Source organism: Nocardia amamiensis NBRC 102102, from assembly GCF_001612745.1.
Lineage (GTDB): Bacteria > Actinomycetota > Actinomycetes > Mycobacteriales > Mycobacteriaceae > Nocardia > Nocardia amamiensis.
Window position 1 is genome coordinate 1 of sequence record NZ_BDBA01000071.1, and the last position, 2,298, is coordinate 2,298.

Consider the following 2,298-nt stretch of genomic DNA (forward strand, 5'->3'; position numbering starts at 1 on the left):
TACCCATTGTTCGCTCGCTGCGCTCGCTCATGCATGCTGCGCGTCGTACGCCTCGAGCACCGCCCATCCTTCTGGATCGGCGTGCGCGAACAGCCGGTACCAGCCGTCCAGCACATGCGGCTCGTACACGCCGAGCCTGCCCAGCACCTCGCGCGCGAACTCGAACGGCGCGCTCGCGCTGGCCGTGATCACGTCACCGTCGGTGACGGCAGGCTCCTGAACATAGTGTTCGGCGCCCGAATACCCGCTGTAGAGCAGGAATTCCGCGACATTGCTGGTGTGCTTGCGGTTGTCGAGCAGGCCCTGCTTGGCCAGCCCGTAAGTCGCGCCGCAGATCGCGGCGACCGGAACGCCCGCCGCCACGAACTCGCGCGCTTTCTCCCCGAACGCGTCCAGCTCCGGCCCCATCCACGTCTCAGCGCCCGGCAGGATCAGCATCGCGCTGTCGGCGGGCGCGAGATCGGCGAGCACGACATCGGGCACGATCCGCATCCCACCCATCGTCGTAATCGGCTCCGCGGTCAGCCCGACCGTCTTGACCTGCCACGTTCCCGGCTCCCGATGCCAGCTCGGCTTGTTGATGTGCGCGGTGGCCGCGCCCACCTCCCAGTCGGCGAGAGTGTCGTAAACGGCCATGTGCACTGTCTTCGTGGTCATGACAGTATCCTGTCATATTTGACAGCATGCTGTCAATACTTCTGGTCCAGCGCCGCCCCGCTGACCGCCGCTTCGCTGGACCGGAACCTTCACTGTGCACGGACAACGCCGGTGCGCCAGAATCCCAGCAGCGCGAAATTCGCGGGAAACGGGAGGATTCATCAGTGAGCGTGTGGGGTGAGGTGATCGTCGGCCTGGTGATCCTGGTCGGCCTCATCGGGATCGTCGTACCGATCCTGCCGGGTGTCATCCTGATCTTCGGTGCCATCGCAGTCTGGGCCTTCATGACCGGTGGAGCCACCGCGTGGACCGTTCTCGCGATCAGCACCTTGCTGCTGGCGCTTTCCGGGGTCGTCAAATACACCTGGCCGGGACGCAAGATGAAGGAAGCGGGGGTGTCCAATCGCGCGATCTTCCTCGGCGCGATTCTCGGCATCGTCGGATTCTTCGTGATCCCGGTCGTCGGCCTGTTCGCCGGTTTCGTGCTCGGCGTGTATCTTTCGGAGCTCCACCGGCTGCGGGCCAACCAACAGGCGTGGCGGGCAACGGGTCACGCGCTGAAGGGCGTCGGCCTGTCCATCCTCATCGAGCTCTTCGGCGCGCTGCTGGCCACCGGCGTCTGGGTCGCAGGCGCGATCGCCGCCTGAGCGTTATCGGTCGATGGCGGGGAACGGAATCGTGTCTCCGGCTCGGCTGCCGGGCAATTCGTCGCGGCGCAGCCGCAGCGTCGGCGGTTGCGGGCGATGCAGCGGCAACGTCGGAGCCAGGTCGGTGGTGCCGGTCCGCTCGCGAGCGGGAAGCCGGTAGAACGCGCGCGCGTTGTCCTCGAGCACCGCGTGCATGTCGGCGCCGACCACGTCGCAGAGCAGATCGACGTCCGAGTCCCGGAACGGGCGTCCCGCCCTGGTACCGGGCAGATCGCTGCCGAACATGAGCGCTTCGGGGTTCACCGCGTGGACGCGGCGCAGCGCGTTGGCGACGTTCATGGCGACCCGGCCGAAACCTGTTGCCTTGACCCTGGCCCCGCGATCGACGAGATCGAGCAGGAACGGCAGCCCCTCCTCGGACATACCGAGATGGTCGATCGAGAGCGCGGGCAGCTTGGAGATGACGGGTTGCAGTGACGCGAGCATCGTGCCGTCGATGTACACCTCGACGTGCCAGCCGGCCAATTCATGCGCGCGCAGCGCTTGCAGCGTCATCCCGGTGATATCGGCGGCCGCGCGTTTGAGGTTGAACCGCAACGCGCGCACGCCGATGCGGTCCAGCTCGATGATCTCCTCGTCGGTGGCGTCCAGGTCTAGGCGGGTGACGCCGACCCATCCCTCGCCGAGCTCGGCGAGGGCGGCCTTCAGGTAGCTCTGATCCGTGCCCTGGAACGACCCGCTGACCACCGCGCCGCCGCTGATGTCGAACCGCGACATGCGCTTGCGGTAGTCCGCGATGGTGAACGGCTCGGGCAGGTAGCCCTCGTTTTCCGCCAGCGGGAACCGCGGGTCGAAGATGTGCAGGTGGGCATCGAACACTTGTACAGAATGCCTCAGTGTCGGATTTTCCGCTGCCACAATGACCAGCACCGGAGGTGCTGCCACGGCAGCCGGTCGGTCGCCCGGGGCGATCAGACCTTGTGCGGTTCGCTGG

3 protein-coding genes are annotated in these 2,298 nt (G+C 66.6%); 1 reads left to right on the forward strand and 2 read right to left on the reverse strand.

Features of this window, described 5'->3' with window-relative positions; all coding sequences use genetic code 11:
- Window positions 1-27: 27 nt before the first annotated feature.
- Window positions 28-657, reverse strand: coding sequence for a type 1 glutamine amidotransferase family protein (locus tag NA4_RS15365; RefSeq protein WP_067470309.1), 630 nt, complete (start codon window positions 655-657; stop codon window positions 28-30).
- Between the two features lie 164 nt (window positions 658-821).
- Here NA4_RS15365 and NA4_RS15370 point away from each other — a divergent pair, with 164 nt between their 5' ends.
- Window positions 822-1,304 carry a DUF456 domain-containing protein gene (locus NA4_RS15370; RefSeq protein ID WP_067470310.1) on the forward strand — a complete coding sequence of 161 codons (483 nt, stop codon included), beginning with the start codon at window positions 822-824 and terminating at the stop codon, window positions 1,302-1,304.
- Window positions 1,305-1,307: 3 nt separating this feature from the next.
- On the opposite strand, the gene NA4_RS15375 is transcribed toward NA4_RS15370, so the two are convergent.
- Complete coding sequence (locus tag NA4_RS15375; protein WP_067470311.1) at window positions 1,308-2,183, reverse strand: amidohydrolase family protein; 876 nt, start codon at window positions 2,181-2,183, stop codon at window positions 1,308-1,310.
- Between the last annotated feature and the right edge of the window lie 115 nt (window positions 2,184-2,298).